Annotated in this window: 8 protein-coding genes and 1 pseudogene; 2 read left to right on the top strand and 7 right to left on the bottom strand. The window is 66.7% G+C overall.

Going from position 1 to position 7,418, the window contains the following annotated elements; genetic code table 11:
* The coding region (locus tag VEY12_08975) for a hypothetical protein (GenBank protein HYM40256.1) at positions 1-1,043 on the bottom strand (1,043 nt) is incomplete at its 3' end.
* Between the two features lie 101 nt (positions 1,044-1,144).
* On the opposite strand from VEY12_08975, the gene VEY12_08970 reads away from it, so the two are divergent.
* Positions 1,145-1,945: a hypothetical protein gene (locus VEY12_08970; GenBank protein HYM40255.1), complete on the top strand. Its 801-nt coding sequence runs from the start codon at positions 1,145-1,147 to the stop codon at positions 1,943-1,945.
* Between the two features lie 10 nt (positions 1,946-1,955).
* On the opposite strand, the gene VEY12_08965 is transcribed toward VEY12_08970, so the two are convergent.
* Genes VEY12_08965 through VEY12_08945 form a run of 5 tightly spaced genes read right to left on the bottom strand, consistent with a single transcriptional unit; the run spans position 1,956 to position 4,557 of the window.
* Entirely contained in the window at positions 1,956-2,126 is a 171-nt protein-coding gene (locus tag VEY12_08965) for a hypothetical protein (GenBank protein ID HYM40254.1), read from the bottom strand.
* A 29-nt stretch (positions 2,127-2,155) separates the two neighbouring features.
* Entirely contained in the window at positions 2,156-2,704 is a 549-nt protein-coding gene (locus VEY12_08960; GenBank protein ID HYM40253.1) for a DUF655 domain-containing protein, read from the bottom strand.
* 14 nt (positions 2,705-2,718) lie between these two features.
* The gene (locus tag VEY12_08955; GenBank protein ID HYM40252.1) at positions 2,719-3,039 is read right to left on the bottom strand and encodes an RNA polymerase Rpb4 family protein; all 321 of its coding nucleotides are present in this window, start codon (positions 3,037-3,039) and stop codon (positions 2,719-2,721) included.
* An 11-nt stretch (positions 3,040-3,050) separates the two neighbouring features.
* The gene (locus tag VEY12_08950; protein HYM40251.1) at positions 3,051-3,341 is read right to left on the bottom strand and encodes a 50S ribosomal protein L21e; all 291 of its coding nucleotides are present in this window, start codon (positions 3,339-3,341) and stop codon (positions 3,051-3,053) included.
* Positions 3,342-3,348: 7 nt separating this feature from the next.
* Positions 3,349-4,557 (bottom strand): tRNA pseudouridine(54/55) synthase Pus10, encoded by a 1,209-nt coding sequence (locus VEY12_08945; GenBank protein HYM40250.1) that lies wholly within the window; start codon positions 4,555-4,557, stop codon positions 3,349-3,351.
* Positions 4,558-4,743: 186 nt separating this feature from the next.
* On the opposite strand from VEY12_08945, the gene VEY12_08940 reads away from it, so the two are divergent.
* The gene (locus VEY12_08940) at positions 4,744-7,173 is read left to right on the top strand and encodes a plasma-membrane proton-efflux P-type ATPase (protein ID HYM40249.1); all 2,430 of its coding nucleotides are present in this window, start codon (positions 4,744-4,746) and stop codon (positions 7,171-7,173) included.
* Positions 7,174-7,191: 18 nt separating this feature from the next.
* On the opposite strand, the pseudogene albA reads toward VEY12_08940, so the two are convergent.
* Positions 7,192-7,413: pseudogene (albA, locus tag VEY12_08935) on the bottom strand (DNA-binding protein Alba).
* Positions 7,414-7,418 lie beyond the last annotated feature (5 nt).

Below are 7,418 nucleotides of genomic sequence, written 5' to 3'. Positions count from 1 at the left end.
ACCAGGGCCTCCGCAACCGCGAGCCGAGCCGCGTAGTAGCAGCCGCCGATGCTCGCGTACGTCGTCCGGCCCTCATATCCTTCGTGATCCCCGAACATCACGATCTCCCGGCCCAGGGGGTTCCAGAGCGTGTTCGGGTACCAGGCCTCGATGAGCTCGTACCGCCAGGGTCGCGACATCTGGACGACGAGGAAGCGGTCGTCGAAGCCCACCGCCTCAAACACACGGATCGCGTCGATGAGGGGGAATTCTTGGACCTGGGCGCGGAGCGCCTTCCCGATCGTGTCGTCCACGGCGGTGATCGACCAGCGGGTTGGGACGAACTTGCGATTCTTCGCGACCCCGAAGGCGCCCACGCTGAAGGCTCGCTGGATATTCGACACAGGGACATGGGTGCGGTACAGGTCCACCACGGCATCGCGTGCCAGGAGATCGCCGTCCGAGTACGCGCGGTCCAACCTCGGATCCACCTTGAGGGTGCCCACATCGACGTTCCGCAGGGGTGCGGACGGACCGAAGGGCTGCACGTCGTCGTCCAGGACCACATGGCCGTGGGGCTTCTTCGTGAAGGAGACCTCCGTCTCCGTGGATGCCACGGACAGCGCGAGCTCGCGCGTCACATCGACGACCCGACCGCCGGTCTCCACGTCCATCACGTGGACCCGATGCATCCCGCGGACGAGCTGGGATCGGAAGGACACGATGTCCTCCATGGACTTCCCGATCCACCCCTCGGGGGTGTCCAGGATCTCCGTGTCCCCATGAAGGGGAGGGACCAGGGGCCCCACGAACACCTTCGGGTAGCCGAAACGCCCGACGAAGACGCCCGGAGGCGACGCGCCCTCCAGGTCGAGGCGGTCGATCGCGGGCGCCGTGCGCATCATGAAATCCCACCGGACCAGGATTGGGCAGCGGGCCTTGCCGCACAGGAGCTTGGCCCCGCGGCACGAGATGCAGAGACCGCTCGCGATGGCCCGTTGCGTGTCCGCGTCGAAGACGCGGGTGAGGTCCGGCGCCGGGGCGGCCGCCGGAAGGGGGATCATCGCGCCTCCCCCAGCCGAGGGGGGACTTATGAACCTGGCGGGGAGGTCTCCGAAGCGGGATACGGGAACCCTTATGGCCCCCTTGCGGCGTTCGGGGACGCGTGCCCGAGCCCCTCTTGGCCCTGAACACGGAGGACCGCATCCTGCTCTACCTGACGGACTTCCGCCACATGGAGGAGCGGTACGTCCTGCCCCAGGCCCTCACCCAGAAGGCCATCGCGTACGCCGCAGGAATCCAGCGGAAGCACCTCTCCCGCTACCTGGACGAGATGGTCAAGGCGGGCTACCTCGTCGAGGCCAAAGGCCACGTCGAGGCGGAGAAGCAGCGCATGCTCGCCTACTACCTCGCGCCCCGTGGCTGGGAGCGGGCCCTCGCGATCAAGCAGCGCCTCTCGACGATCCACGTCCCCGTGAGGGTGGAGGGCGTGACCAAACAGATGACCCTGGACGAGATCGACAAGGCGACCTCGGCCCACCTGACGTTCTCGGACATTGTCCGCGAGGCCATGAACGTGGACACGCTCGACCTGCAGTACCTGAACGGCATCGACGAGCGCCGAAAGCGGGAGATGGACGAGCGGGTCAAGGACATCGAGGACTACACCCGCGCCGTGATGACGGCCTGGAAGGACGGGCGCGTGACCGCGACGGAGCGGCTCCTCATCGAGCAGCTGCGGGAGCACCTCGGGATCTCCAAGGAGGAGCACGAGCGGATCGAGACGCAGGTCGTCGAGGAGGTCCTGGCCAACCGTGAGGGGATCTACCGCGCGGTCGCCATCGAGGCCTTTGAGCACGGGCCCATCCCGCCCGCGAGTCGTGAGCTCCTCGATGTCCTTCGGAAGAAACTCGGCCTCTCCGAGCAGGACTGCGCCCGCGTCGAGGCACCGCTGGCGAAGGCGTAGCGGCCCGCGGCTAGGGCCGGCCCCGGATCAGGGGCCACAGGACGAGCCCCAGACACACGGCATTCACCAGGAACAGGGGAATCCACCAGAGCTCGAACGTGGGCGGCGTGCCCGACCACCAGAGGTCGACGGCGATGACCCCGAGGACGAGAAGCCAGAACGCGGGACGCCGGAGATTCACGCGTCGGCCCTCCCGCGACCCCCCGTCGGCTAGCGGGCGACGAACAGGCGGTACTTCTGCGTGGGGTCCGAGATCTCCATCTCGATGCGCTTCGCGATCAGCTTCTCGGGGTGGTGGACACTCGACACCCGCTTCTCGAAGTCCGCGAAGTCCTTGAACGGCCCCTTCTTGCGCTCCTCGAGGATGGCCCACATGGTCTTCTTCCCGAGACCGGGCAGGAGCTCGAGCATGTGGAAGCGGGTCGTGATGGCTTGGGCCTTGTTGAAGAAGTCGATGAACCGGGGCTCCTTCTCCTTGACGATCTCCGCGACGACGAAGGAGAGCTCCTTCTGGGCGCCCACGGTCAGCTCCTCGTAGGAGACGCGGCGTTTCACGTGGAGGATCTCCTTGCGAAGGTCGATCTCCTTCCCGATGTACACCCTCGATCCGACGGCGAGCTCCGCGCCTTCCTTGGGCACGAGCTCGAACAGCTTGAACTCGTCCTCTCCCAGAGCGTACGCCAGCGGCTCCCGGTGGTACTTGGACTGGTCGGGATGACCTTGCGGTAGATAGTCGAGGATGCGGGCATAGTCTTCCACGGAAATCGCCTCGGTCAACGGTACTTGTTGACGATCTCCAGGACCTTCTCGGCATCCTCTTTGGAGAGGGCGAACCGTTCCTTGGCAAAGATCGCGCGCACGTCGTCCAGGTGCGTCGGGAGCACGTCCGCGATCTTGACCGCGTTGGCCAGGGACATCATGGGGACCTCCATGAGCTCCTTGACCATCGCGGGGACCTTCTCCGGCGCGATCCGGGCGAATGCGGCGGAGTGGGAGAGGGCGTACTGCTGCTCGGGCGTCAGCTCGCCACGGGCCGTCTTCTCCCGCTCCAGAATGATCTTGAGCTCCGACAGGGACACGTATTCCTCTTCCACTCGCATCCCTCCTAGGCCCGGCGCAGGTGCTCCGGCAGGGCCACGCCTTGCTTGATGCGCGATCCGAAACGGACGTCGACCAGGTACGCACGCCCCCGCTTTCCGACCACGGTCCCGGTCATCCCGTGAAACCGATTGTGCGGCCAGCCCTTCTGCACGCTGGAGTCGATGAGGATCGTGACCTTGTCCCCGACCTCGAACCGCTGGAAGGAGCGGGTGATCGGCGAGAGCCCACGCTCGCGCGGGCTGCGGCGGTATTTCTGCCGCGTCTTCTCCATGATTCCCTTGGAGGCTTTCACCATGCTCCGTTCACCGGCTGTCGTGGACGTCCGTGACGTCGAGCTCGAGCACCTCGCACGCCACGCCGAGGAGGTCCGCTAGGGACGGTTTGGTCCTCCCGCGGTCCCCGTGGACCAGCTCCTTGATGTACGAGCCGGCCTCCGCGGTGACCCGGAGTTCCGCCACGGTCCCGTCCGTGGAGAGGAGCTCCGCCCTCTTCACCGCACGGTGCCGCGTCGTGTCCGCCCGCCGATGGACCACCCTGGTCGGGGTGCGCTGCGCGATCGGCTGCGCCTCCAAGATGGACAACTCCTTCTTAAGGCTTGCCTCGTCCACGGGAGAGGCAAACCGAACAAGGACGCGGTACTCCTTGTCCGCGCGGTCCGACTTCACCGCCAGGACATCGTGCCGCGTGGCAGGGGTGAAAACATTCACTTCGACCTGGCCCGAGGCGTTCACGCGGTCTCGCGCGGCCGCAAGGTCCGCCTGCCGCTTCCTCGGTTCCTTGATCTCGAGGACGAAGGGGCGGCCGGACCCGAGCATCCGGGCGTCGATGTCTTCGCGGCCCATCCCGTGGAGCGCGTGCCCGCTGCCGCCGGTCTCGCGCATGACCTCCGCGGCCAGGATCTCCTCCACGCTCGTCGCGTACATCTTCCCGGTGCCGCCGCACTTGGCGCAACCCTTGCCCCGGCAGCGGTTGCAGGGCCAGCGGGTCTGCGGGATTCCACGGACGAGTTTGCGGTAGCGGCCTCGTAGGAAGAGCGGGTTCACGACGAGGTCGACGTGGTCGAACGAGGTGTCGACAATCGCGAGGATGTCGGGACCGGTTAGGGAGGGCTCCTTGCCGGTGAGGTCGCACACGCGTTTGCCCACCTCGCGGTTCACCTCGGACTTCATGGGCTCGGGGCCGGTCAGCGACAGGTCCGCCCACAGAGACTCCTCCCGCGCCTGGAGTTCCGGGTCTACCTTGGATCCGATCAGGAACGTGTCGTATCCCCAAGCCTCGAGCTTCTTGGCGACCAGGCCGGCAAGCGCCTCATAGCGAGACGTCAGCCCCTGGCACAGCCAGCAGGACGCCGCGGCCGCGGGGGCCATTCCGCGGATGGCAGCTCCTCGCTGTTCGTTCGTGTGGCCGTGACCGAGCTTGCCGAAGAGGCGGCCGAGGCAGGCGTCGCAGAGTCCGCGCTCCCCCAGCTTGGCCCAGTCCACGGCACGGGCTGCGGCGAGGATCTCGTCCACGTGTGGCGACCTGCCGTCGCCCATAAAGCCCTTTCCCCCTGAGGGCTCTCCCGTGGTGACCCGACACCCTCCCCAGCGGGCGCATGCTCGGATAGGCCCACGGACGGCTGAACACCCCTCCGGCTCCGGAAGAGAGGCCAAGGTTTATTGACCGCAATCCGGTGTGCGGGCGCCAAGGCGGCACGGATGCACTCGATCTTCGGTTTCGCGACGGGCGTCGCAGCCGTGCCCGCTAGGCCTCCGCCCGAACCCCCCACGGACATCGAGCGCGGTCTATCCGCGAGCGAGGTCGCCCGACGCCTCCAGGCATACGGTCCCAACGAGGTCCCCGAGAAGAAGGAAAGCTCCGTCCTTCGCTTCCTCCGGAAATTCTGGGGCCTAACGCCCTGGATGCTCGAACTGACCGCCCTGCTCACGTGGTTCCTCGGGAACCTCGGGGACACGTACATCGTTCTCGGCCTGCTCGTCCTCAACAGCATCCTCGGGTTCTACCAGGAGGAGCGCGCGAGCCAGGCGATCGCGTTCCTCCGGAAGCAGCTCCAGGTCAGCGCGCGCGTCCTCCGGGACGGCACGTGGTCTCTCGTCCCCGCGCGGGAGCTCGTCCCAGGCGACGTGGTCCGGATCCGCACGGGGGACTTCGTGCCCGCGGACCTGCGGATCCACGAGGGCGTGCTGGAAGTCGACCAGTCCGCCGTGACGGGGGAGTCCCTCGCGGTGGAGAAGGGGCAGAACGAAGTGGTGGTCTCCGGGTCCACCATTACCGGCGGCGAGGCCACGGCAGTCGTCGTCGCGACGGGCGCGAAGACGTACTTCGGCAGGACCGTGGAGCTGGTTCAGATCGCGAAGCCCCGACTCCACATGGAAGAGGTGACCTCGAAGGTGGTCCAATGGCTCCTGGTCATGGTCGGCAGCCTGCTCGCGGTCGCCGTCGCCTACGCCGCGTTCCTCGGCCGAGACGTCGTCGCACTCCTCCCGCTGGCCGTCGTCCTCCTCGTGTCCGCGATCCCCGTTGCCCTCCCCACGATGTTCACGATCTCCATGGCGCTCGGATCCCTCGAGCTCGCGAAGAAGGGAGTCCTGATCACGCGACTCAGCGCCGCCGAGGACGCCGCGACCATGGACGTCCTCTGCGCGGACAAGACCGGGACGATTACGGTCAACCGCCTCCGGGTCGTTGAGGCGGTGCCCTTGGGCGCCTACACCCCGGAGGACGTGCTCCGGTTTGGAGCCCTGGCCTCCCGCGAGGCGAACCGTGATCCCATCGACGTCGCGGTCCTCGAGGCGGCCCGGGCGCGCGGCGTAGACGCCCAGGGCTGGACCCAGCAGGCGTTCGTGCCGTTCGACCCACGGACGCGACGGACCGCGGCCGCGATCCAGAAGGACGGGACGAAGCTGTACTCCCTCAAAGGCGCCATCAACGCAGTGGTCGCCCCGGGCTCCTCCAAGGAAGACTTGGCCCGCGTCGTGAAGGAGGTGGAGCGGTTCTCCGCGAAGGGGTATCGCTCCCTCGCGGTCGGGGTCGGGCCCTCGCTGGACAAGACCACGCCCGTGGGCCTCCTGGCGTTCGCGGACCCACCGCGGGAGGACTCCGCCCGCCACCTCGCCGAACTGCGCGACCTGGGGATTTCCGTGAAGATGCTGACGGGCGACGCGCTTCCGATCGCCCAGGAACTCGCGAGGGAGGTGGGGCTCGGCGATCGAGTCACGCGGATTGGCGACGTGAAGAGCGCGCTGAGCGCGGGCCAGGGCGTCGAGATGATCGAGTCGGCGAACGGATTCGCGGAAATTTACCCCGAGGACAAGTACCTCGTGGTCAAGGCGCTCCAGGAGCACCGCCACGTGGTCGGCATGACGGGCGACGGGGTGAACGACGCACCCGCCCTGCGTCAGGCGGAAGTGGGCATCGCGGTCAGCAACGCCACGGACGTCGCGAAGAAGTCGGCCAGCGTCGTCCTGACCCGGGAAGGGTTGGCCGGGAGCATCGACCTCGTGCAATCGGGCCGCATGGTCTACCAGCGGATCATCACGTGGATTCTGAACAAGGTGGTCAAGACCTTCCAGATCGTCGTATTCGTGGTTCTCGCCTTCCTGTTGACCGGACAGTACGTCGTCTCGGTCTTCTCCATGATCCTCTTCCTGTTCGTGACCGACTTCGTCACCTTGTCCCTCGCCACGGACACGGTGCGATACTCGAAGACCCCCGACAACTGGAACGTCCGTGGCCTCGTGCAGGTCGCGGTCGCCCTCGGCATCCTGATCGTAATCGAGTCGTTCGGTCTCCTCTACCTGGGGGACCGGCTCTTCGGGATCTTGGGGAGCCTGCCTCGGCTCCAGACGTTCATCTTCGACTACCTCGTCTTCCTCGGCGTCTTGCACGTGATGATCTTGCGCGAGCGAGGTCACTTCTGGGAGAGCCGACCAAGCCTTCCGCTCCTTCTCGCGGTCGTGCTTGACATCCTAATCGTGGCCGCGATGTCCACGGTCGGTTTCTTCCAGCTGAGCTCCATCTCACCTGTGGAAATCCTGACCGTCCTCGGTTTCTCTCTCGTCACGGCGTTCCTGGTGAACGACGCGGCGAAGGCGCTCCTTGTCCGCAGGCTGTGGCAATGGGCGTGAAACCGCGGGTTGATTCGTCAAGCGGATCTCGATGCTGCTCACGCTCGCAGTCCGGCCGTCCTCGCCCGTCACCTTCTCCGTGGCGATCCGGACATCGCGCACCTTGGACCCGGGGGCAAACCGGTTCCGGACGATCTCGGCGACGTCCACGGCCCGTGAGATGGACCGGCCCCGCGCCTTCACCACGACCTCTCCGTTCCCCGCGTTGAAATGGGTGAGCACGGCGAGCACGTAGTTCATCGCCG

Source organism: Thermoplasmata archaeon (assembly GCA_035632695.1).
In the GTDB taxonomy this organism is placed as follows: Archaea; Thermoplasmatota; Thermoplasmata; order RBG-16-68-12; family RBG-16-68-12; genus RBG-16-68-12.
Note: the sequence above shows the minus strand (reverse complement) of the source record. Positions and strands in the feature narration are given on the sequence as shown.

Bases quoted from the DNA above. Each gene is read 5' to 3' on its own strand.
- VEY12_08950 (HYM40251.1), bottom strand. From the start codon at position 3,341: ATGGTGAAAGCCTCCAAGGGAATCATGGAGAAGACGCGGCAGAAATAC.
- VEY12_08940 (HYM40249.1), top strand. From the start codon at position 4,744: ATGCACTCGATCTTCGGTTTCGCGACGGGCGTCGCAGCCGTGCCCGCT.